Annotated in this window: 22 protein-coding genes; 15 read left to right on the top strand and 7 right to left on the bottom strand. The window is 72.3% G+C overall.

Annotated features, from left to right (window positions below):
• Positions 1-259 precede the first annotated feature (259 nt).
• The 3 genes from BLT72_RS09840 to BLT72_RS09830 all read left to right on the top strand — a co-directional run bounded on the left by BLT72_RS09840 (position 260) and on the right by BLT72_RS09830 (position 2,906).
• Positions 260-811 carry a GNAT family N-acetyltransferase gene (locus BLT72_RS09840; protein ID WP_091412512.1) on the top strand — a complete coding sequence of 184 codons (552 nt, stop codon included), beginning with the start codon at positions 260-262 and terminating at the stop codon, positions 809-811.
• A 422-nt stretch (positions 812-1,233) separates the two neighbouring features.
• Entirely contained in the window at positions 1,234-1,704 is a 471-nt protein-coding gene (locus BLT72_RS09835) for a hypothetical protein (protein WP_091412509.1), read from the top strand.
• Positions 1,705-2,108: 404 nt separating this feature from the next.
• On the top strand, positions 2,109-2,906 hold the full coding sequence (locus BLT72_RS09830) for an aspartyl protease family protein (protein ID WP_091412507.1): 798 nt from the start codon (positions 2,109-2,111) through the stop codon (positions 2,904-2,906).
• 366 nt (positions 2,907-3,272) lie between these two features.
• Here BLT72_RS09830 and BLT72_RS09825 read toward each other — a convergent pair whose 3' ends face one another.
• A complete protein-coding gene (locus tag BLT72_RS09825) occupies positions 3,273-3,668 on the bottom strand; it encodes a VOC family protein (RefSeq protein WP_091412505.1) in 396 nt (131 codons plus the stop codon).
• A 251-nt stretch (positions 3,669-3,919) separates the two neighbouring features.
• On the opposite strand from BLT72_RS09825, the gene BLT72_RS09820 reads away from it, so the two are divergent.
• The 3 genes from BLT72_RS09820 (at position 3,920) to BLT72_RS09810 (ending at position 6,680) form a co-directional block, all read left to right on the top strand.
• Positions 3,920-5,053: a hypothetical protein gene (locus BLT72_RS09820; protein WP_091412503.1), complete on the top strand. Its 1,134-nt coding sequence runs from the start codon at positions 3,920-3,922 to the stop codon at positions 5,051-5,053.
• 236 nt (positions 5,054-5,289) lie between these two features.
• Positions 5,290-5,637, top strand: coding sequence for a VOC family protein (locus tag BLT72_RS09815; protein ID WP_091412501.1), 348 nt, complete (start codon positions 5,290-5,292; stop codon positions 5,635-5,637).
• A 179-nt stretch (positions 5,638-5,816) separates the two neighbouring features.
• Entirely contained in the window at positions 5,817-6,680 is an 864-nt protein-coding gene (locus BLT72_RS09810; protein ID WP_091412499.1) for a phosphotransferase, read from the top strand.
• Positions 6,681-6,728: 48 nt separating this feature from the next.
• Here the strand turns inward: BLT72_RS09810 and BLT72_RS09805 are convergent, their stop codons facing one another.
• Positions 6,729-7,580 carry a GGDEF domain-containing protein gene (locus tag BLT72_RS09805; protein ID WP_172826054.1) on the bottom strand — a complete coding sequence of 284 codons (852 nt, stop codon included), beginning with the start codon at positions 7,578-7,580 and terminating at the stop codon, positions 6,729-6,731.
• 343 nt (positions 7,581-7,923) lie between these two features.
• Between BLT72_RS09805 and BLT72_RS09800 the strand changes: the two genes are divergently transcribed.
• Both BLT72_RS09800 and BLT72_RS09795 read left to right on the top strand, forming a co-directional pair.
• Complete coding sequence (locus BLT72_RS09800; RefSeq protein ID WP_091412495.1) at positions 7,924-8,307, top strand: ester cyclase; 384 nt, start codon at positions 7,924-7,926, stop codon at positions 8,305-8,307.
• 86 nt (positions 8,308-8,393) lie between these two features.
• On the top strand, positions 8,394-9,095 hold the full coding sequence (locus tag BLT72_RS09795) for a maleylpyruvate isomerase family mycothiol-dependent enzyme (RefSeq protein WP_091412493.1): 702 nt from the start codon (positions 8,394-8,396) through the stop codon (positions 9,093-9,095).
• 24 nt (positions 9,096-9,119) lie between these two features.
• Here the strand turns inward: BLT72_RS09795 and BLT72_RS09790 are convergent, their stop codons facing one another.
• Complete coding sequence (locus BLT72_RS09790) at positions 9,120-9,524, bottom strand: DUF302 domain-containing protein (protein WP_157720397.1); 405 nt, start codon at positions 9,522-9,524, stop codon at positions 9,120-9,122.
• Between the two features lie 258 nt (positions 9,525-9,782).
• Complete coding sequence (locus BLT72_RS09785; RefSeq protein WP_091412488.1) at positions 9,783-10,070, bottom strand: hypothetical protein; 288 nt, start codon at positions 10,068-10,070, stop codon at positions 9,783-9,785.
• Positions 10,071-10,657: 587 nt separating this feature from the next.
• Between BLT72_RS09785 and BLT72_RS09780 the strand changes: the two genes are divergently transcribed.
• Positions 10,658-11,995 carry a sensor histidine kinase gene (locus BLT72_RS09780; protein ID WP_091412486.1) on the top strand — a complete coding sequence of 446 codons (1,338 nt, stop codon included), beginning with the start codon at positions 10,658-10,660 and terminating at the stop codon, positions 11,993-11,995.
• Complete coding sequence (locus BLT72_RS09775) at positions 11,992-12,633, top strand: response regulator (protein WP_091412485.1); 642 nt, start codon at positions 11,992-11,994, stop codon at positions 12,631-12,633. Before BLT72_RS09780 ends, BLT72_RS09775 begins: the two co-directional genes overlap by 4 nt.
• A gap of 61 nt (positions 12,634-12,694) precedes the next feature.
• Here the strand turns inward: BLT72_RS09775 and BLT72_RS09770 are convergent, their stop codons facing one another.
• Positions 12,695-13,249 (bottom strand): hypothetical protein, encoded by a 555-nt coding sequence (locus tag BLT72_RS09770; protein WP_157720395.1) that lies wholly within the window; start codon positions 13,247-13,249, stop codon positions 12,695-12,697.
• A 277-nt stretch (positions 13,250-13,526) separates the two neighbouring features.
• Here BLT72_RS09770 and BLT72_RS22185 point away from each other — a divergent pair, with 277 nt between their 5' ends.
• The 3 genes from BLT72_RS22185 to BLT72_RS09760 all read left to right on the top strand — a co-directional run bounded on the left by BLT72_RS22185 (position 13,527) and on the right by BLT72_RS09760 (position 16,240).
• Positions 13,527-13,697 carry a hypothetical protein gene (locus BLT72_RS22185; protein ID WP_157720394.1) on the top strand — a complete coding sequence of 57 codons (171 nt, stop codon included), beginning with the start codon at positions 13,527-13,529 and terminating at the stop codon, positions 13,695-13,697.
• Between the two features lie 699 nt (positions 13,698-14,396).
• Positions 14,397-15,134 carry a DUF72 domain-containing protein gene (locus tag BLT72_RS09765; RefSeq protein ID WP_197677257.1) on the top strand — a complete coding sequence of 246 codons (738 nt, stop codon included), beginning with the start codon at positions 14,397-14,399 and terminating at the stop codon, positions 15,132-15,134.
• 383 nt (positions 15,135-15,517) lie between these two features.
• Positions 15,518-16,240, top strand: coding sequence for a polysaccharide deacetylase family protein (locus tag BLT72_RS09760; RefSeq protein WP_157720393.1), 723 nt, complete (start codon positions 15,518-15,520; stop codon positions 16,238-16,240).
• Positions 16,241-16,693: 453 nt separating this feature from the next.
• On the opposite strand, the gene BLT72_RS09755 is transcribed toward BLT72_RS09760, so the two are convergent.
• Both BLT72_RS09755 and BLT72_RS09750 read right to left on the bottom strand, forming a co-directional pair.
• Positions 16,694-18,064 carry an NAD(P)-binding protein gene (locus BLT72_RS09755; protein WP_231930477.1) on the bottom strand — a complete coding sequence of 457 codons (1,371 nt, stop codon included), beginning with the start codon at positions 18,062-18,064 and terminating at the stop codon, positions 16,694-16,696.
• Between the two features lie 569 nt (positions 18,065-18,633).
• Positions 18,634-19,077, bottom strand: coding sequence for a MarR family winged helix-turn-helix transcriptional regulator (locus tag BLT72_RS09750; protein ID WP_231930476.1), 444 nt, complete (start codon positions 19,075-19,077; stop codon positions 18,634-18,636).
• Positions 19,078-19,136: 59 nt separating this feature from the next.
• Here BLT72_RS09750 and BLT72_RS09745 point away from each other — a divergent pair, with 59 nt between their 5' ends.
• Both BLT72_RS09745 and BLT72_RS09740 read left to right on the top strand, forming a co-directional pair.
• Positions 19,137-19,745 (top strand): maleylpyruvate isomerase family mycothiol-dependent enzyme, encoded by a 609-nt coding sequence (locus tag BLT72_RS09745; RefSeq protein WP_091412473.1) that lies wholly within the window; start codon positions 19,137-19,139, stop codon positions 19,743-19,745.
• Between the two features lie 175 nt (positions 19,746-19,920).
• On the top strand, positions 19,921-20,367 hold the full coding sequence (locus tag BLT72_RS09740; protein WP_091412471.1) for a cupin domain-containing protein: 447 nt from the start codon (positions 19,921-19,923) through the stop codon (positions 20,365-20,367).
• Positions 20,368-20,505: the final 138 nt, after the last annotated feature.

Here is a 20,505-nt window from a genome sequence, read left to right as displayed (position 1 = left end):
GGCCGGAGAGCCACCCGATGAGCTCGATCCGGGTGCCGTCGAGGTCCGTGTGGCGCCCGACAGGCGAGCCCGGCACCGCCCGACCACCCGCACCGAGGGGGTCACCCCCTCCGTGCGTCATGGACGGCGGCCGGGGTGCTCACGGCCGCCGCCGCAGCGGCGGTGCCGACGGGCTCCGGTCCAGGGCCGAGCGCCGGCGGAGGACCGCAGGCCCGCGCCGGCCGTGGCCACGACACGGCCGCGTGTGTTCACTGGGGGGATGCCGGCCGCCGCACACCCGAGGACAGACCCGATCCAGACTCCGCGGCTCGTCCTGAGCCCGGTGGGGTCGGAGGACGTCGACGACCTGGTGCTGCTCTACGCCGATCCGCGCGTCGCGTCCTGGACAGGCCCGTGGACGCCCACGAGCGTCGCAGCGTGGACGCACGAGATGGCCGCCCGCTGGACGACGGACGGCGTGGGCAAGTGGATGGCCCGCAATCGTGCGGACGGCTCGCTGGTCGGACGCGGCGGGTTCACCCGGTTCGACCTCGCCGGTGAGGCCGTGCTCGAGCTCGGCTGGGTCATCCGGGATGCGCTGACCGGTCGCGGCTACGCCACGGAGGTGGGGCGCGCGGCGCTCGCCTGGGCCGACGAGCACGAGGCCGGCACTCCGGTCGTCGCCTTCACCGAGGTGCACAACCACGCCTCCCGAGCGGTGATGCGGCGCCTCGGGATGCGGCCGGCCAGGCTGATCCGGCGGGAGGGACTCATCGAGGGCCGGCCGGGTCTGCACCCCGACGCACCCTTCGCGCTGTACCGCGCATCCTGACCGGTGCCCCGGCCGGCGTTCCTCCCTCGGCGGTGCCGTGCGAGAACTGCCACCTCGACCTCACCCCTCAGCGGTCCTAGGTTCCGCGTATGAGCGAACCGGGGGTTGATCGATGAGTCTGCTCTGTCGTGTCGGACGGCACACGTGGGGGTGGACGGAACGCGACGAGCGTGCGCAGTCTGTCGCGGTCTGCCGTCGCTGCGGGCACCGCCGTCACGCGTCCTGGCTGGAGGTCGAGCAGCACAACGACCTCCCACCGAAGTTCAGCGGCTTCTAGGAGAGCCCGCCCCTGCGGTGGCCCGGTGTCAGCAGCTCCACGGCAGCGGGTCGGCTGCTGCGTGCGTCCCGCACGACCGCCGACGGCTCTGACCGTCCACCACCACGCCTGGACCCGGGGCGCCCCGACGGGGAAGGGTTGCCCCATGAACGACCTCTTCGACGAGGAGATCCGTGGCCACCACAGCCTGCGCGACCACCTGCTGACGGTGCTCTCCGACCCGGATCTCGCCTTCCGGTTGCCCGGCACGAACCCCACGCTGGGCGGCGCGCTGGTCGAGCTGGGACACCTCCAGGGGGTGTACACCCACTCGTTCGAGACGTTCGACCTGGACTGGACGCACCGCGAGCACCCGGCCCCGGATCCGGTCACCATCGCCGGCCTGCAGGACTGGTTCGCCGCCCAGGACGCCGCGATGAAGACCGCGCTGGACCGCTTCACCGATGAGGAGCTCCGCACCGACCGGATCGACCGCGGGGACGGCTTCGTCGCCTCCCCCTTCGTCCAGCACCAGGTCTACCGCGAGGCGGTCTACATCGGCTACGGCAAGCTCAGCGTCTACCTGAGGGCGCTCGAGCGGGATGCCGGTCCCGGCTGGGCCTCCGCGGTGGGGTGAGGGAGTGCCCCACCACCGCCCTCGGCGAGCTCGCCCGTCGTCGCGCCGAAAGCGCGTTGGTAGAACTCGACGGCAGCGGCGGCGTCGGTGACCGACAGCCATGGAGCGATCGCCGTCATCGGACCTCCTGGACGGGCGCAGCCAGGCCGGCACACGGGTCGGCTGTCCGGCTCCTGCACGTCCCGCGCGACACCGGCTTCATCCTGCTGGCGCCGGCGGGCTGGTCGCCCTGGGTGCTCCGTCCGACGGCCGGGCCCTCGGGTGCCGCGCGGAACGGCCGACGGCGGCAACCGATCGGCCCTGCTGGGGTGATGGCCTCGGTGCAGGTGCTCCGCGGCGGCCGGCGGAGCGAGCCGCGGGGCTCGTCCCTGGACGGACGGTCCGCCGGTCATGAGGATGGTCCGGTGCCGCGCATCCCCTTGGTCGTGCTCCCCGATCCCGAGGACGAGTCGTGCCTGCAGGCCTGGACCGACGTGGTGGCCGACGGGGTACCGCTGAGGCTGTTGCTGGACACCGGCACACCACGGTCCGCGGTCCCCCACGTCGCCCCGTTCGCCACCCGCGCCCGGCAGACCACGCAGGGGGGTCGCGGAGCGTTCGCTGTCGCGGCCATCGAGGAGGTGCTGGTCGAGACCGACGCCGTGCGCACCGGTGACCTGGTGACACCGGACCTCCTGGTCCAGCTCCAGCCGGAGGGGTGGCGGCATCCGGGGTTGCTCGGCATGGACGTCCTCGGCTCGCACCGCTGCGACTTCCACTTCGACGTGCCGCGGATCGACCTCGACGGCGGAGAGCCGCCGGGTGCAGCGTGGTACCCGCTCGCCACCGCACCGCAGAGCACGCCGACGGTCGCGGTCAGCTGGGACCAGACCTCCCTCGACGCCCTGTGGGACACCGGGGCGGGGGCCACCCTCGTCGACCAGTCCTGGGCCAGCCGGCACTCCGAGATCGTCTCCGTGCGCCCCGAGACGGGCCGGGGCACCGACGTCACCGGCGCCGAGGCCAACCACCACTGGGGCACGCTGGCCACCTGTCGGATCGGTCAGGCGACGTTCGCGGAGCAGCGGTGTGCTGTCGTCGACCTCTCAGCGTTGAACGCCACCCTCGAGCAGCCCGTGGAGGTCGTCCTCGGGCTGCCGCTCATCGTGCAGGCGTCCTGGGCGATGGACCACCCCCGACGTCGTTGGACGGTCTGGCTCTAGGCTCGCCGGGTGCGGGCCGAGAGGTCGAGGACGAGGGTCGCCGGCGTGGCGACGCGTCGGGATCGCGCAGCCAGCGTGGTCCTCCGTGACGAGGGTGATGCCGTGCTCCTGATCCGACGCCAGAAGAACGGCGGCGCTCTGCGTCCTCCTCCCGGGCGGAGGGGTGGAGGACGGTGAGTCGTCGCGTGACGCGGCTCTGGGTGAGCGAGATCGACGCCGCCGACCGGCAGCCCGCAAGGCTCGGTCCGCTCCTGGCTGACCTCGCCCGGAGCCAGGTCGGGGCGGCTGACGGCCTGCCCACCGTGCTGCGGTCGCGCACCTGCTGCTGGCAGCGGCCCCGGAGGACGGGGACGCCGGGCACCTGGTTCACCCGGTCGCCGGCGTCGTCTCCCACAGGCCGAGGACGTTGCCCTCGGGGTCCCGGAAGTAGGCGTACGCGCCCATCCCGGGGATCGGTGTCCGTGGTGTCACCGTCGTGCCGCCGCTGTTCTCGATCTCTTCCAGGGTGACATCGATGGCCTCGACGTCGACGGTGAGGACGGGGGTGACGAGCGGCCCGTCGCGCTGCACCAGGCCACCGTTGATCCCTCCGGACTCCCGCGGTTCCTGCGTCTGCTCGTCCACCGGGGTCGTCGTCACGGCGAGGTACTCACCACCGTCCATGGGCACCCTCTGGATCTCCCAGCCGAACGTCGAGCTGTAGAAGCGCTGAGCTCGGTCGAGATCGGCAGCCGGGATCTCGAAGTGCACGACCTTGCGCATCTCCGCCTCCTCAGGAGTGACCTGGTCCGACCAGCGTCCAACCGTCGCGCACAGGTGTCAACGGTGCCGACCACTGGAGCGATGGCACCCGCTCATGGCTCTCGCGCCGATGGGCCGCCGGCCTCGCCACCGGCCGTGGCACGTCCCTGCTCGACCGCGCTCACGACCCCTCAGTCGTGCGGTCTCCCGGCACGACCGCCTCGATCCGCTGCTACGTTCGGGTTCTCCGTGGTGGGTGCTGGGGGGCGCTGATGGTCCGACGGGCGATCTTCCTGCTGGTGGCCGTCCTCGGTGGCTGGTGGGGTCTGAGCCTCGGCGACGACGCCACGCGGATCGCCCAGGTTTCGGTCCCAGCTGAGGTGGGCCGGGACGACCCGACCGTCGTGGTCTACACCCGGACTCCGGAGGCCGCGGTCAGCTTCGAGTGGATCCTGCTCGCCGACGGGAAGGTCAGCGTGTCCGTCGACGGGTTCGCCCCGGAGGGCGGCGTCATCGAGGCCACCGTCGAACTGACGAAGGGAGCCCGGCTGACGTTCGACGACCCCGAGGTCCGGTCGCGCACGGACGGTGACCGTCAGCTGGTCGACCTCTCGGCCGGCGACAACGCTGTCGGGACGCCGGCGGCCACCTGGCGGGCGTCGGCGAACGGGCGCACCGAAGCGCGGGTGCCCGACGTCTGGTTGGGCCTGGGGGACGACAGTGCGGGGCTGCTGCAGCCCTCGCCCGAGTCCACGGCGTTCGTGGGCGTGGCGGGCGGCCCGACCGAGAGCATCGACTTCTTCTCGCCGTCGACGATCCAAGGCGGTGAGGTGCGCGTGCTGGAGACCGGCAGCGTCTTCGGAGGGGGGTCAGCGGTCATCTGGGCCGTGTCCCCCTCGAAGGTCCCTGACGACTCCTCCCTGTTCGGCCCCGACCAGCCGAGCGCGGACCTGGACACGGCCGTCGCGCGGTTGAGCGAGCCGGCGGGAGTGGCGGGAGCGCAGCAGCGGCTGCTGCTCTCCGGTGCGGTCCTCGGTCTCGCCGCGGCGGCCCTGTTCGAGGTGTTCGCCACGGGCGGCCCGGTGCTCCGCCGGAGAAGGCGTGGCGCGACGTCTGCGGCCCCCACCCCGGCGGCCGTCCTGCCCGCCGCTCCGTCCCCCGCCCCCGCGCACTCCGAGCCTTCCCCACCGGCCCGGTCCACCTCACCAGCACCCACGGCGGCCGACCAGCATCGGGGTTCCGAGCAGAAGACCGCGGGGGCGAGGAAGTCAACCACGACCAGGACGCGGACCACGACCACGAAGGCACCACCCGGCGGGGCGGCAGCGCCGGCGAGGGCAGCGGGCGGCAAGGCGCCCAGCCGGAGAACGCGCCGCCCGCGGGACGCTGGGGACACGGAGTCGTGAGACCAGCGTGCTGTGCGGCACGAGGCCGGGCTGCCGTCACGGTCCTGCCCTCGGGTTGCCCAGAGCTCGTCGAACCAGAACGAGCCGCTGCCCACCCTCGTCGCGACCGGCTCGGCCTCCGTCGCCCGCCACTCCACCGGCCGCGTCAACGCAGGCCTCCCGAGCCGATCAGTCTCCGCGATGGCTCCGGTCCACCTCCACAGGGCCCACAGAGGAACAGCCGAGAGGGGAACACCATGGCGGTCGGCATCTTCGCTGGCATCCCGGTCAACGACTTCCCGAGCGCGTTGGCGTGGTACAAGCAGCTGCTCGGCACCGAGCCAGCGTTCTACCCGAATGACGTCGAGGCGGTCTGGAAGCTGGCCGAGGACCGTTACGTCTACATCGTCCGCGACGCCGGCCGTGCCGGCGGAGCCGTCAGCATGATCTGGGTTGACGACCCCGTCGCCGAGGTCTCCAGGATCGCCGACCGAGGGGTGGAGCCGGTCGGCGTCGAGAAGCACGACGGGGTGTGGAAGTACGTCTTCCACGACACCGACGGCAACGAGACGGGGATCGGGGGCCGGGTCGCCTCGACGGCCTGATGGCCGCCGGCGGTCGTCCGCCTGGCTGACCAGCCGCGCCGGACCCCGGTGCCGTCCGGTGGCCGTCGGCGGGGGGTCCGCCTGGTCATCCCCTCCCTCGGACGGGTCGGCGCGGGGCGGGCCGCCGCTCGGCTCGCGAGCCTGGGTGCCGGCGAGCCGGTCAGGATCGATGCTGGGGTGTGGCATCGACGACGGAGCTCCTACCGCCGGCTGCAGCGGCCGCGCTGGCTTCCCATCTCGGGGTGTCACCCGCGCTTCGCCTGGGTGAGCAGTGGGCGGGGGCCACCAGCACCGTCGTGCGGTGGGGTGGATCGCTGGCCGTGAAGGTCCCCCACCGCGACCAGCAGGCCATCCGGGCCTGCCTGGTCCACGCCCAGGTCAGCTCCGCTGCTCGGCTCCTGGGGGTCAGCGCACCCGAGATCGTCGCGGTCGTCGACCTCGATCCGATCATCGGTGTCCCCGTGATCGTCAGCCGCTTCCTCCCCGGCCACCGGCTCTCACCGGGCCGGGGAACGCCGCAGGTCTGGGCCGCCGTAGGGGCGGAGATCCGCGTCCTCCACCGCGCCTCGGCGGCCCAGATGCCGCCTGGCCTTCGATCCTTCACCCAGACCGGCGATGTGGACCCGCGGGTGCTGGCTGAGCGGCTGCGCGCGGCCGGGCGGCTGAGCGCGGGAACCGCCGCCCGGCTGGTCCGGCTGGCTGATCAGCTCGTCGACGACGTGCTCCCCGACCTCCACCCCGTCCTCTGCCACGGCGACCTGCACGCCGGGAACGTCCTCGCCGCGGCCGGCCGTCTGGTCGGCATCGTCGACTTCGCCGGTGCGGGCTGGCTCGACGCCGCCTGGGACTTCGTCGGCGTCCCCCTCACCGCCGTCCCGCCGATGCTCGACGGCTACAACGCCGGCGCAGGAGAGCCGGACCGGCTGCTGGAGCGGGTCGCGTGGTGCCGCCTGCAGACCGCGGTCCACCGGCTCGTCGATGCTGAGGACCCGGAGACTGGAGCCTCCCGCGCCCTGGCCGAGGCGGAGGCGCTGCGCTCCTGACCACGTCGCGACCCCGGTGGATCCCCCGCATCCGGCCGGCTGGTGGCCTCAGACCGCGCGGAGGGTCCGGGCGCGGGCGGTGGTCTTGACCCCGTACATGTGGCGGTCGGCCTGTTCGATCAGCTGGGTGGGGTCGTCGCCGACGTGCCCGAGGGCGGCGCCCACGCTGACGCCGATGGTGATCGCGCCGTGCCGGGTGCGGAAGGGCCGTCGCATGTCCCGTTCGATGGCGTCGCTGAGCTGCGTGATCGAGGTGGGGGTCGCGGCCGGGGTGAGGATGAGGAACTCGTCGCCGCCGAGTCTGCTGACCACCTGCGGCGGCCGGGTGAGGGCGAGGAGCCGTCGGCCGACGTCGATGAGGAGGGCGTCCCCCACGAGATGGCCATGGCGGTCGTTGACCTTCTTGAAGCCGTCGAGGTCGCAGAACAGGAGACCGACCTGGTCACCACGGTGCGCAGGGCTCGGGAGGAGGGCGGTCTGGAGGGCGCTCAGCATGGCCGCCCGGTTGCGGAGCCCGGTGAGGGCGTCGGTCTCGGCGCGCTCGCGCAGCTCGGTCTGGAGCTGACGCTGCTGGGTGACGTCGGTTCCGACGTAGGCGACGGCTCGGGGCTCACCGTCCTGGTCACGCAGGACGCTGCTGTGCATGTGGATGCGGAGCCGACCGCCGTGGCGGTCCAGCCAGTCCGCTTCGACCTGCCCCGCGGTGCCGACCAGGGCGGCCTGGCGCAGGGACGCCTGGGCCGGGACGAGGTCTTCGGGGATGACGAGGGTGTCGAAGATGAGCCGGCCCACGATGTCGCGCGGCTCGTAGCCGGTCAGGTCGAGCAGGGCAGGGTTCGCCGACAGCACGCGTCCCTGGAGGTCGACGACGCAGATCAGAGCCGTCGTGCTCGCGACCACACCGGCCGCGACCGCGGCTTCGTCGAGAGCGGGCGCCGGTGCAGACCGGGCGCTGAGAGTCCGCGCCAGGACGCGTCCGAAGCGTGACAGCACATGGGTCCCCAGGGGCATGATCGGTCCTCACCAGAACGTGGCCCCGAGACCTGCCTGCGGCAGATGTCGCGTTCAGCGTAGCGGGGGATGATCGCCCAGACCGGGGATCTGGCCCTCGGGGCGGTGCGCCGCCGGGCACGCCGGTGCCCGCCCGCGGTGCACGGCCGGGGTCTGGTCGGGGGGTCGGCTGACTGCTAGCCTCCCCGCTGTCGCAGCGCCTCGGGGGCGCGGCCCTCGCGGAGGAGTGGTGATGGCCACGGCTGAGCAGGAGCAGACGGTTCGGCGCTTCATGGCCGCACTGGAGAGCAGCGGGGACCTCGGCGTGCTGCACGACCTCTGCGAGGAGCCCGTCGCCACCGAGTGGCAGGCGCTCATGGAGGACTTCGCGTTCACCGAGCGGACCTTCACGGTGGACCAGACGGTGGTCGACGGCGCGCGGGTGGCCATCCTCTGGACGATCTCGGGCCGGCACACGGGCGAGTTCAACGGCTTGCCGGCGACCGGGAGACGGACGAGCAACACGGGTTCGGCCTTCTTCACGTTCACCGGCGGACGGATCTCCGAGCTGGTCGTCCACTACGACGCCGATGGCTTGTACGACCAGCTCGGGGCCACCGTCACCCTGGCGGACTGACACGCCCGGCCGCGCCCTGCAGCGCAGCCCGGCCAGCGCGCTGCACCGGGTCGCGCTGAGGAAGCGGCTCGGGTCGGGAGGGGACCGTGGACGTGCTCGGCGTGCTCGGTCAGGAGGCGGCCGAGGTGGAGCGGCTGGTGCACGCCGCCGACCTGGCGGCGCCCGTCGCCTCCTGCCCGGGCTGGACGGTCCACGACCTCGTCACCCACCTGGGCGCCGTCCACCGCTGGGCGGCTGCGGCGACGCGCACGCCGAGTGACGGACCGGCACCGGCGGATCCTCGCGAACCGCACGGGCTCGACGGGCCAGCCCTGGCCCGCTGGTACGCCGCAGGCGCTGCCGATCTCGTCGAGGCGCTGTCGGTGGACGTCGACCGGTCCTGCTGGACCCTGGCCCGACCGAGCACCGTCGGGTTCTGGCGTCGGCGTCAGCTCCACGAGACCGTCCTGCACCGTTGGGACCTCCAGACGGCGCTGGGCCGGCCGGCCCGGATGGACGCGGAGGTGGCGCTGGATGGCATCGACGAGGTGCTGACGGTGATGCTGCCGCGGCAGGTGCGCCTCGGGCGCGTCGAGGAGTCGTCGTCGTGGGTCCGTCTGCGGGTCGACGGCCAGGACCGGGTCCTCGCGTCGTCCCCTCATCGTGACTCCGAGCCCGTGGCCGGCGTCGTCGGTGACGGCCCGACGGTGCTGCTGCTCCTGTGGGGACGACTCGGCCTGGACCGCGTGGTGGTGGACGGTGATCGCGGGCGTCTCGAGGAGGTCTTGCGCGGTGCGCTGACGCCGTGAGCCAGCCGTCAGCCCCAGCGCCGCTCAGGGGCAGGAGAGGTCCGCGAGTCGGTCGCATGCAGCTCGGAGCCTGGCGTCGGCGTCGGCCACGGCCGGCTCCAGAGCACGGTCACCGGTGAGGGCCACGATCAGGTGCAGCCGTGATGCCTCGACCACCGTTCGTCCGGGGTCGGCGGCGCGGACGACGACGCTGCAGGGCACCAGCAGTCCCACCGAGGGGTCGGCCTGGAGGGTGGCGTGCGCCAGCCCTGGTGTGCAGACGCCGAGCGTCACCTGCGGCGGTATCTCCAAGCCGAAGGCCTGGTCGAAGGCGTCCGCCACGTCGTGAGGGGTGAGGACGACGAACCCCTCCGCGTCCAGGGCCGCGCGGACACGGCCCAGCACGACGCCGTGGGGTTGGTGGACGAGCTTCTGCACCCCGAAAGCCACGTGGGTCTCCTGACATCGCTGTGGTGTGGGCCCCCGGTGGAGGTTCCCGGCGGCCGGGGCAGGAACGCACGGGCCGACCTGCGCGACCGGTGCGGGGCTGCGGGGACGTGGCGACAGACGAGAGCCAGCTGACCGGTGCTGTCAGCTGGCTCTCGTCCTGTGCGTGATCAACGCCGACGGAGGGACCCTGCCGAGGAGGGTTCGTCCTGCCGCTCGTGCTGACCGTGCTGCCGTTGCGCGGTCCGGGCGGGCCGGAGGTCAGGCGTCGTAGACCTCGCGGCTGCCGGACTTGGCGAGGCCACGGGCCAGCATGTAGGCGATCGTCAGGTAGACGACGTAGCGGATGGCGGTGGTGGCGCCGAAGGGGTCGCCACCGGTGCCGTCGCCGCTGCCGTCGTAGAGGTTGGCGGTGACGACGACGGCCACGACCGCGAGCACGAAGGCGATGAGCTCGGTGGTCTTCGTCGCGTTCTTCGTCTCGGTGGACAGACGACGGGGCTCGTCGACGCCCAGGTCGAGGTTGGTGTGCGCTGCAGCGGTGCTCATGAGTTCTCCTGGTGTTGACCGCGAGGATGTCGCGGCGGTGGCGGAGTCGGTTCTCGACTTCTTCGCCCGAGTTTCTGATGGCCATTCCTGCACCATCACCTTCGACGTCAACGGTGCCAGACGGCACCGGTGGTGTCGAACTCTCCAGGGCCTTGAATGTCGTCCATCGACGCACCTCTCAGGGAATTCGGGGTTCCCCGTCAGCAGCAGCCCCGATGGTCCTAGGACCAGGCTCCGTCGCATTCTTGAGAATTGCGCTCGTCGGCCGTGCTCGAGTTCCCCGGCCACGTTCCAAACGCATCCGACCCACCTTTCCCGGACCCAGTGGTCCTACGACCACCAGTCCAGGGATGATGAGCAGGCGGAGGGCTGCGGGCTCGTACTCTCGAGGGCGTCCACCGCGTGGGCCGCCGGTCCGAGGAGGTCAGGGTGCTCGACCCAGCACAGTCAGCTCGTCCTCGATGAGGGGAACCAGGACCGAGATCAGCGGCGACTCCTCGGTGAGCCGGTCGATCGAGCCGTCGCAGCGGCTCCCTCTCGAGCAGGACGGCACGCCGGCGCGATCTCGGGGTGGCAGCAGGCGCAGGTTGCTGTGGCGTGGCCCCATCGAGCGGCTGGTGATCCTGTACATGTGCGCGGCTCTGGGCGCTTTCGTCCTGTGCGGGGCCGGTCTGGCCCTGGCCCAGCGGCACGCGGCCCTCAAGGAGGTCGTCCGCGACGCCCGGGCGACGGCCACGTTGCTGTCCACCCGGGTCGTGCAGCCCGCGCTCCCCCTGAGCGCGCCGGCGCGCCTGGACGCCGACCAGACCTTCGACCGCGTCATCCGGGAGCGGGTGCTCGGCGCCCCGCTGACGCAGGCCCGGATCGTCGACGAGTCCGGGCTGATCGTCTACGCGTCCGAACCGGGCGTGGTCGGACAGCGAGAGGACCTGTCGGCAGAGGAGCTGCAGACCCTGCGCACCGGTGTCGCCACCGCCAGCCGCGACGGGGGCTCCGATCCCACCGACCTCGTCGGCGGCCGCGCCGGACGGTCCCTCGACGTGTCCGCGGGGCTCCGGGCGCCGTCGGGTCAGCCCCTTCTGCTGCAGACGAGCCAGCCCTTCGCGGTGGTGTGGCTGACCAGCCGAGCCGTGTGGCTGTCGCTGCTGCCCAGTCTGGTCCTGGCGCTGGTCCTGCTCTACCTGGTGAAGATCGGTTTCACCTACCGGCTGACCAGGAGCCTGAACGCCGTGCAGGAGGAACGCGAGCAGCTGCTCGTCACCGCCCTCGCCGCCGCCGACCGCGAACGCACCCTGATCGCCTCCGACCTCCACGACGGCGTCGTGCAGGGCCTGGCCGGGGCCAGCTACACCCTGACCGACACCGCCAACCGGACCCGGGCGGCCGGGCAGACCGAGCTCGCCGACAGCCTCGCCGCGACCGCCCGGAGCCTTCGCCAGTGGGTCCGCGAGCTGCGGAGCCTCATCGTCACCGTCACTCCCCCCGCCCTCCACAGCGAAGGGCTGCACGCCACCCTGACCGACCTGGTGGCCACCCTGGAGGCGCGGCGGATCGACGTCGACCTCGACGTCCAGGTGGGCGACGGCCTCTCGGAGACCGGTGAGTCGTTGGTCTACCGCGTCGCCCAGGAAGCCGTCCGCAACATCGTCCGGCACGCCAACGCGACCCAGGTCCACGTGGTCGTGGCGGAGGAGGCCGGCTGGCTCCAGCTGCAGATCACCGACGACGGGCGGGGCTTCGACCCCGCCGTGTCAGCCCGCCGCCAGGGCAGCGTCGGACTCCCCCTGCTCGCGGCTCTGGTCCAGGAACGGGGCGGGCAGCTGCAGGTCGCCTCCGCCACCGACTCGGGCACCACCGTCACCCTCCGTCTGCCCCTGGTCACCGCCCCGCGACGCGGCGCCCAGACCAACAGGGCGGCGCCGTGATCCGCGTCCTGATCGTGGACGACCACCCGCTGGTCCGCCAGGGGCTGAGCGGGGTGCTCGCCGGCGTTCCCGACATCGAGGTCGTCGACGCCGTCGCCGACGGCGCCCTGGCCGCCGACGCGGCGGTCGCCCGGGAGGCCGACATCGTGCTGATGGACCTGTCGATGCCGGGCATGGACGGGGTCCAGGCCACCCGCGAGGTGCTCGCCCGACGCCCGGACGCCCGCGTGGTGGTGCTCACCTCCTTCGCCGAGCAGGCGCGGGTCCTCGCGGCGCTGGACGCCGGCGCGATCGGCTACCTGCTCAAGGACACCGAACCCGATGACCTCGTCCAGGCCGTCCGCGAAGCCGCCGCCGGACACGCCCCCATCTCCCCCCGCGCCGCGCTCGCCCTGCTGCCGCCCCGCGGGGCCAGCCGGCCCTCCCCCAGCGCGAACCTCAGCCCGCGGGAGCGGGAGGTCCTCGCCCTCGTGGCGGCCGGCCTGCCCAACAAGAGCATTGCGCGCCGGCTGCAGATCAGCGAGAAGACGGTCAAGGCCCACCTCACCCGGATCTTCGCCGCACTCGAGGTCTACGACCGGACCTCCGCCGCCCTCTGGGCCCAGCGCAACGGCATCCTCGACGAGAACACGCCCTGATCGGGTCCGGCACCCGTCGACCGGTCGTCCCTCCGACGTGAACCCGTGGCCTCCGGCCGACTCAGGCGCAGCCGCCGCCCGACTTGATCTGCGACCAGCGCTCGACCCGCCGGTCCGGACGCTCCACCCAGACCGCAGAAGGCTTCGACGCGATCACGTACAAGGTGTTGCCGTCCTTGCTGAACCCGGTCGACCGCGCCCCCCGGGGCAGGGCAGCATCGAGATCCGACCGCCCCACGGTCTCGATCAGGGAACCCTCGGTCTCGCGCATGTAGCGCCGCGTGTCGTCCTCGTCGTACCCGGCGTTCCAGTCCAGTCGCCGCCCGGGAGGCCAGGCGAGCTCCAGGAACACGGTCACGTGGTCCCCGGTGCAGGTGCTCGACCCCGATCCCGCGGCGAGGACCAGCACCCCGCCCGAGGCGTTCGTCCCGTCGGGCAGCTCCCGGCCCGCGGCGTCGTGCCAGAGCCCCACCAGGTCGCGTTGATCCGGCGGAACGGTGACGACTGGTCCACCCGGGGTGGCGGCCGTGCCCGACGCACATCTGGCCGCCAGCAGGCCCAGGACGGCGAGGCAGAGCAGACCTCGGCTGCTTCGCTGGCGCGGCTGCTGGCTCATGCGGCCATGATGCTCCTCCCTCACCCGACCGTCTCCTGATGAGCACCGCGGCGGCGACCTCGGGAGGGCCGGCCACGCGGCGCCGTCCGGTTCTCCACCGCGACGCCGACCACGGAGAGAGGGCGATCTCGGGCGCCGCGGCGGGGCTGCTCGTCGAGCCTGATGCGGCGGACCTCCGCCCGGCATCGGTCGAGGTCGTTCTCGCCCGGGGCCGAGTTGTGTCCACGCGATCGGCACGGGGTCACTCATCTTGTCTGCTGTGCCGCGCTGCTACCGCATGCCCACCATTGATCGCGCCATGCAGGTGGCCGCGATCCTGCGACGAATTCATGTCGACGCGCGGGAGGAGATGCGCTCGTGTGAGCCATTGCTCGTGGTCGAGGGGCACCACGGCGGTATCGATGAGGCGGTGCTGCGGATCGAGCCGACCGCCCGGCTCGTGACCTGAGAAAGGCCTACTTCGAGACACGGCTCCCTTCCGCGGCGATGCACACAGCAGTTCCCATTGTCCGGATCGCCTGGTGCTCATCGGGAATGACGTGTCTGCGGCGGTGGTCCCAGCGTGATCTTCCGGCGGCGCTGCGCTGGCAGGCCGTCTCTTTCGTGCGCAGGACGTGGCCCTCTGTCGACGGCGGGCACCTGCTCGAGCCCTAGCCGGAGCTCGCTGAGTCCGACCGTTCACACGGTGACCCAGGACGAGCTCCTGCTGAGCATGGCGGCTCCGGGACAGCGCGGTCGACGTGGGTGCGCTGCTGTGCGACCAGGCCTGCCGGCGTTCTGCGAGGGCAGGGGCTGGGAGCCGACTCCGGACTCCGCGACGGTCACCACCGAGGGAGAGGTTCTCGACTCGTTGCGCATGATGCTCCTCGTCTCCGAGCCGGCCGCCGCTGCTCGGCACCAGATGGCCACGGCGCCGTTCCACGTGCCGTCACCGTGGGGAGAGCAGCCGGTTGGCCGAGCTCCCGACGCGCGCCCACCCCACCGCGCCGGAGGTGCTGAGGATCGCTCGATGTCGTCGATCGGAGCGAGCCGTGGGAACGACCTGCCCGTACCGACGGCCACACGCGGCGAAGGACCGCAGCGTCACCTCCTGCACCGGCCCGGACCTGCCGCATGCCGCCTCGGCGCGCGGCCTAGCGTGCGTGAGGTGAACGACGAGTCCTCCAACGGTGTGCGGGTCGGCCTGTGCGGCTGGACCGTGGCGCAGCCGGCGTACGTGCAGCGCTACCGGGTCGTGGAGGTGCAGCACACCTTCTACGAGCCGCCCGCCGGCGCGCTGCTGGCCCGCTGGCGGCAGCAGGTGCCGGCCGGGTTCGAGTTCACGCTGAAAGCCTGGCAGCTCATCACGCACACGTCCTCGAGCCCCACCTACCGCCGGATGAAGGTGCCGCTCGCCGAGGAGGACCGCGGCGAGGTCGGCGCCTTCCGGTCCACCCCGCCGGTGCTGCGCGCCTGGACGCGGACGCTGGAGTGCGCGCAGGTCCTGCGGGCGACCGCCGTGCTGCTGCAGTGCCCGGCGAGCTTCCGGCCGACGAGCGAGAACGTCGCGGCGATGACCGCGTTCCTGTCGACCGCCCCGCGGCAGGGGCTGCGCGTGCTGTGGGAGCCCCGTGGCCCGTGGCCCGTCCCGCTGCTCGTCGAGCTGTGCCGCGACCTCGACCTCGTGCACGTCGTCGACCCGATGCAGACCGAGACGGTCACGCCCGAGCAGACCTACTACCGGCTGCACGGCACGAGCGGGATGCGGCACGTCCACACGGACGCCGAGCTCGCGCGGCTCCGCGACCAGGTCCGCGGCCGGCCCGACCCGTACGTGATGTTCAACAACCTGCCCCGCGCCGGCGACGCGGAGCGGTTCCTGGCGCTGCTGCGCGTCCAGGGCTGACCCGCGCCTGCGGCTGCGGCTGCAGGTTTGCGTTGGGCCCGGGGCCCGGGGCGCGGGCTCCGGCGAAGCGTTCAGGCCGCTGCCCTCGACGGAGCAGAGGTAGCAGGGCTTCCCCCAGACGATCCGCGTCGACGAGATCCTCGCTCCGCTTCCGGGAGGTGCACGACTCGACCACACCGTCGTGGCCCGGCGGACCATGCCGAGGCATCCCGAGGGTCCTCGTGCCCGTCGGTCGGCTGGCGACCCCGGTGTCCCGGCTCACGGGCGTGGGAGCCCAGAAGCCGCCGCATCACGACCCGGCGGACCCTGGGCTGCCGGTCCTGGTCGATCCCGCCGACCACCGACCACCCGTCCCGCGTGTCGAGGACCCTACGATGGCCGCCATGACCGCGCCTGCCCCGCTCCCGCAGCCTGCTCAGGACGTCCCGGTCTGGGCCGGATCACTGACGACGGTCCGCACGGCTGCTCCGCAGGTCGTGCTGACCTTCGATGACGGACCGCAGCCTGGCGGTACGGAGCAGGTCCTGGCCGCGCTGTCGGAGACCGGGTCGACGGCGACGTTCTTCGTGCTGGTGTCGCGGGCTCGACGGTTCCCCGGTCTGCTCGCTGAGGTCGTGGCGGCTGGGCACGAGATCGGGTTGCACGGCCTCGACCACGTCCGTCTCACCACGTTGCCGCCTGAGGAGGTCCGGCAACGCACCGCGGACGCGCGGTCGGAGCTGGAGGATCGGATCGGTCGTGGGGTCTCGTGGGTGCGTCCGCCCTACGGGGCGCAGAACCGGGAGACCTGGGCCGGATTGACCCACGGTGGTCTCACGTCGGTGTTGTGGGGGATCGACCAGGAGGACTGGCGGCCGGACGTCGACGACGACCATCGACTGACAGCGGCCCTGACCGGTCTGGCACCGGGGATGATCCTGCAGGGGCACGACGGGTTCGCCGGGCCCGAGGACGGAGCCTTCGACGGCCCGGCCCCACAGCTGGACCGCGGGGCCCTGCTGCGTCGCGTGCTCGGCGCGTACGCCGACCAGGGTCTGGTCGGGCGTGGGCTGAGCGAGGTGCTGCTCACCGGTGTGCAGCTCCGCGAGGAACGGTTCCCCAGCTGAGCGCGGGCTACCGAGCCGTGCCTCAGTGACCCAGTCGACCCGCACGAGCCATCCGGCGGAGAGTCAGTGACGGCCAGGACCTCACCGACCCACCACGCCGGGGCCGCGAACCCCTCCTGCACGGGGTGCTCGAGAGCGTTCCGACGCCCGCCAATCTCCGAAGAGCAAGGCGGCACCGTCTTCAGGTGAGCCTCCTCGAAAGACGACGACGGCCAGCTGCCGATCTCGGAAGAGCCCTGAGGACTCGGCCCGGATCCGGTGAGCCGTCGACCACCCAGCTGTGCGTTGGACTGCACCGAGCCTCGAGCGGTCCCACCGGCAGCACAGCAGCTGCGGGCAGCTCGGGGCACCTCGCCTGTGCCGTCCCGACGGAGCACCGCGAGGGCCAGGATGCGTCCTCCCGCGCGCCGAACCTCGCACTGATGACCGGGCTCCGAACTGAGGTCATCATCCTCAGGCCGTGAGACCTTGGAGTGCGGCCAGGCGCGCCACCCCCGGGCCGAGGGAGCGGCCCAGGCGACCCAAGGCGTCGTCCAGACCCGGTGAACCCGCGAGCTCGGGCGGGACCCGTGCAGGGTTCACCGCGATGCTATCGGTCCAGTGCTTGATGTCGGGCTCTGCCGAGAAGGCGGCCGTGTTGCGCGCACCCAGCACGTTCATCTTGGCCCAGTCGGTCAGGGAGTTCCCGTACGAGGACGGTCGGCAGAGACGGTTCTTCTCCGCGTCGTCGACACGCGTGGCCTCGACGTATCCGGCCAGAGCGGCCCCGAAGCAGGGGAACCCCGCGCGCACTGGCTGGAGCGTGATCACGTCGGGACGCCAGATCGGTACCAGCGGCGGCTGCTTCAGACCGTCGGCGGCACAGTTCACCACCAGCGCGTCGGCGGCCAACGCCACCGATCCCTCCTCCAGCTCCAGCCTGCCCCGCCGGGCCACTTGGAGGTGGCCACGCCGGACGACGTGGCCGATGCTGCGGAGCAGGTCGAGCTCCCACAGGCCCAGCGTGGGCGCCTTGGCCATCGACGGGGTCGCAGAGCGGTCGATCCGCAGCATGATCCCGGCCTCCTCCAGTTGCCCGAAGAGCTCGGGCAACGACTCGGCCGACGCCGCCAGGCGCATCATCTCGGCCACCATGCCGAGGTAGATGGTCGGGTTCGGCTGTACCAGCGACCGGTTCAACATCCACGGTTCCCGCGGTCGCACCCAGCAGATCGCGTCCGGGTCGACGCCCCGGCCCAACAGCCACACACAGGCGTCCGTCGCGGTCTTGCCCGATCCCACCACGACGTACTGGCTGGTCGTGCCCTCATGCGCGGGGAGGTCGTTCACCGGGATGACCCGCACCCCCTCGGCCACCGCAAACCTCGGCGACGTCACCGCCGGGATGTCAGGCGCGAGGTACCGGGCGTCGACGACCCGGCAGCGGTCCGGCACGTCCAGCCGCTCGCCGGAGTCGCGGGAGACGAAGGCGTGACCGCCCACGTAGTCGCAGCCAGGAAAGAACTCCACGCGTCCCGGGCCCACCATCCGCTCGGCCAGCACCTGCTCGTAGTAGGCGCAGATGGTCGGCTGGTCCGCACGTTCGTCCAAGCCGACCTCGGGTCCGCTGCTCTGGATCCGACCGCCGCCCAGCACACGCGATGCGACGCCGTAGAAGGTCGAGGACTGGTGCAGCCGCACGAAGGGGTACGCCTGGCGCCAGTGCCCGCCGACGCCGTGGCGACGGTCGACCAGGGCCACACGCACGTCGGCATGGTCGATCAGGGCGTCGACAAAGCCCATGCCCATGGCACCCGCACCCACCACGAGATAGTCGACGTCCACCCGACTGGACACCTGACCACCCAAACACAGCCGCAGCGTTCTCGCCAGGGCGCCGAGACCCGTGGGCTCCAACCGGAGCAGGTTCCCAGCCCGACTGGCGGGTGCGTGAGGCACCCAGCATGGTCGAGCGCTCGCCGGGAGGTCGAGGATCGCCTCCGGAGAGCGCTCGGCTCTCGTCCCGCGGGCGGTCGGCTTGTGCATGCGGCTCGCACAACGGTCGGTCGCCGCGTGCGTTCCGCCCGAGGTGCTCGACCGCCAGCCCAAGAACGGGGACGAGGTGGACTCGGGACCTCGGCCGATGCTCACCAGCGACGCCGGCGCTGCGGCACCGCTCGTTGGGGTGCTGGTGTCAGTCCCTGCGCACCGGGTGGGCGACGTCGAGCTCGGCGCCCGCCGCGTTCTCGGTCCCGTCGACGTGGACGGCGGCGTTGCCGACCAGCACGTCGAGGCCTGCCGGCGGTGCGGACACCGGGGCCCCATCACCCTTCGTCAGCCGCAGCTCCACGCAGGACCGAGGGGATCGGTCCAGCCTCGTCGCAGGCGGAGGACCGCTCGGTCGGCGGCGTGCATCAGCGCCACGGGTCCGTGATCGCGCGCAGGTCGCGCAGCGTCTCGTGCATCTGTCCCAAGCGCCGCTCCCCCACGTGGTCCGACCACTCGGCGAGGACGCGTTCGACCTCGGCGTCGGCCGCCTGGACGACGTGACGGGCCCGGGAGGTCAACCGGACCAGCCGGGCGCGGCCGTCGGTGGGATCCGGGACGCGTTCCACATAGCCGGCCGCCTCCAACTGCTCGACCAGGAACGCCGCGCTCTGCTTCGTGACGCGGGCCTGCTCGGCGAGGTCGGTGACCCGGGACCCGTCCGGTCCGATCCGAGCCGCCACACGCGCCTGAGCCGGCGTGATGTCGGTGAAGCCGGCAGCCACGACGGCGTCGAAGGCCCGTTGTTCCAGGGCGCGGTTGGCGACGAAGAGCAGGATCCCGAGCTCATGCCGTTGACCGGGGTTGTCCACGAGGGTCATACTAGACAGAGAATCTGTCTAGTTTGGTGGCACGGCGAGAGGGACCCGCCATGGACAGCGACACCGTGTGGCAGCACATCGACGCCGAGCGCTCGTGGTTGGCCGATCTGCTCGAAGCCCTTCCCAGCACTGGGTGGGAGCACCCGAGCCTGTGCGACCACTGGACGGTGCGGGATGTCGCGGCCCACCTCGCGCTGGCCCAGACGCGAGTGCGCGACCTGCTCTGGCCCGCGGTCCGCGCCGGCCTCCGCTACGACCGGCTGGTCCGTGACACCGCCCTGCGCAGCCCTCTGACCCACGAGGAGATCGTGGCCGCCCTGAGAAGCTTCGTCGGGTCCCGACGGCGGGTCGCCTTCATCACCGACCTGGAGCCGCTGATCGACATCCTGGTGCACAACCAGGACATCAGCCTCCCGCTCGGCATCGACCACCCGATGCCACCCGCCGCCGCGGCCGCGGCCGCGGACCGGGTGCTCTCCACCCCCCGCCCCCTACGGCGATGGGCACCCCCGCACGACGGGCGACTGGTGGCCACGGACCTCGACTGGGCCTACGGGACGGGTCGGGACGTGCTGGCGCCCATGCAGGCCCACCTGCTCACCCTCACCGGTCGGCAGGCCACCCCGGCAGGCTCGACAACCTTGCGTGGAGCCGGCTGAGTTCCCATGGCGGTCGCTCCGTTCGGGACTGCCCACGCGCCAGATCCCGCTGATCCCCGGCGCCGCCTCCCTCGTCGCGGCCACTCCTCACCCAGCGGTCCCGGCGGCGGCGAGGCGCTGTCGAGGTCGCTGCACCTCTTTCTCGCCCACCACCGTCCAACGTCCAGGAGGAATGATGACCACCACGCACCTGCCTGCCGGAGAAGGCCCGCACTACCCCATGATCGACGGCGACCACGTACTGAAGGCGTCAGTCGAGGACGCCTGCGGCGCCTTCGAGGTCTTCGAAGTCACCGCTCCCGCCGGCCCGATGGCACCACCCCACGTGTCGCCCTGGTCCGGGGTGCTGTTCCTGCTGGAGGGCCGGATCACCTCGCTGGTCGACGGCACGGAGTACGCCGTCGAGCCGGGCGGGCTGGTCGTCGTCCCAGCCGGCACCCCGGCTACGTTCGAGGTCGTCGGGGAGTCCGCGCGGTTCCTCGCCGTCACGACCGGCGACGGCGCCGGGCAGTTCTTCGCTGACTTCTCCCGCACCGTCCCGGCGGACCGACCAGCGGAGGCTTCGCTGGAGGCGATCCTCTCGGTGACAGCGCGCCACGGCGTGCACCTTGCCGGCGCGTGAACACGATCGAGGTCCGCCCGCCGAGCCACCGACACCTCTGACGTCAGCCAGGGCCGCCCCACCTCCCACCCGTACGACGTCCCGTGGTGACCCTGGGCCGTCCCGCGAGCCGGTCATCGCCGCCGTGCGTCCCGCACA

The sequence above is a fragment of the Friedmanniella luteola genome (assembly GCF_900105065.1).
Lineage (GTDB): Bacteria > Actinomycetota > Actinomycetes > Propionibacteriales > Propionibacteriaceae > Microlunatus > Microlunatus luteolus.
This window is presented reverse-complemented; position numbering and strand designations above follow the sequence as displayed.

What these genes read in the sequence shown, in the direction of transcription:
- BLT72_RS09770 (WP_157720395.1), bottom strand. Translation starts at nt 13,249, where the DNA reads ATGAGCCAGCAGCCGCGCCAGCGAAGCAGCCGAGGTCTGCTCTGCCTC.
- BLT72_RS09840 (WP_091412512.1), top strand. Translation starts at nt 260, where the DNA reads ATGCCGGCCGCCGCACACCCGAGGACAGACCCGATCCAGACTCCGCGG.
- BLT72_RS09760 (WP_157720393.1), top strand. Translation starts at nt 15,518, where the DNA reads ATGACCGCGCCTGCCCCGCTCCCGCAGCCTGCTCAGGACGTCCCGGTC.
- BLT72_RS22185 (WP_157720394.1), top strand. Translation starts at nt 13,527, where the DNA reads ATGCCCACCATTGATCGCGCCATGCAGGTGGCCGCGATCCTGCGACGA.
- BLT72_RS09800 (WP_091412495.1), top strand. Translation starts at nt 7,924, where the DNA reads ATGGCCACGGCTGAGCAGGAGCAGACGGTTCGGCGCTTCATGGCCGCA.
- BLT72_RS09740 (WP_091412471.1), top strand. Translation starts at nt 19,921, where the DNA reads ATGACCACCACGCACCTGCCTGCCGGAGAAGGCCCGCACTACCCCATG.
- BLT72_RS09815 (WP_091412501.1), top strand. Translation starts at nt 5,290, where the DNA reads ATGGCGGTCGGCATCTTCGCTGGCATCCCGGTCAACGACTTCCCGAGC.
- BLT72_RS09785 (WP_091412488.1), bottom strand. Translation starts at nt 10,070, where the DNA reads ATGAGCACCGCTGCAGCGCACACCAACCTCGACCTGGGCGTCGACGAG.
- BLT72_RS09835 (WP_091412509.1), top strand. Translation starts at nt 1,234, where the DNA reads ATGAACGACCTCTTCGACGAGGAGATCCGTGGCCACCACAGCCTGCGC.
- BLT72_RS09825 (WP_091412505.1), bottom strand. Translation starts at nt 3,668, where the DNA reads ATGCGCAAGGTCGTGCACTTCGAGATCCCGGCTGCCGATCTCGACCGA.
- BLT72_RS09745 (WP_091412473.1), top strand. Translation starts at nt 19,137, where the DNA reads ATGGACAGCGACACCGTGTGGCAGCACATCGACGCCGAGCGCTCGTGG.
- BLT72_RS09820 (WP_091412503.1), top strand. Translation starts at nt 3,920, where the DNA reads ATGGTCCGACGGGCGATCTTCCTGCTGGTGGCCGTCCTCGGTGGCTGG.